Source organism: Rhizobium ecuadorense, from assembly GCF_001187535.1.
In the GTDB taxonomy this organism is placed as follows: Bacteria; Pseudomonadota; Alphaproteobacteria; order Rhizobiales; family Rhizobiaceae; genus Rhizobium; species Rhizobium ecuadorense.
In genome coordinates this window covers 1-233 of sequence record NZ_LFIO01000748.1, presented here as the reverse complement: position 1 = coordinate 233, position 233 = coordinate 1, and the positions used below count along the sequence as shown (strand labels likewise).

Here is a 233-nt window from a genome sequence, read left to right as displayed (position 1 = left end):
CGGGATGCCACCCAAAACAAGATTTCATTGCCCTCGGCGTCGAAAATCGGGGTGCAGACCGTTATGTCAGGCAAATGTGTGCCACCGTTATAGGGTGCGTTGATGGCGAAGACATCGCCGGCATGGATGACCGGATTGCCGGTGATGATCGCCTCCACCGAGCGATCCATCGATCCCAGATGCACCGGGACATGCGGGGCATTGGCGACGAGCGCGCCATGACGATCGAAGAT

The 233-nt window shown here is 58.4% G+C and carries 1 protein-coding gene; it reads right to left on the bottom strand.

The genetic code is table 11. The features are described 5' to 3' along the window. The coding region (locus AF337_RS13680; protein WP_152971063.1) for a hydantoinase B/oxoprolinase family protein at positions 1–233 on the bottom strand (233 nt) is incomplete at both ends.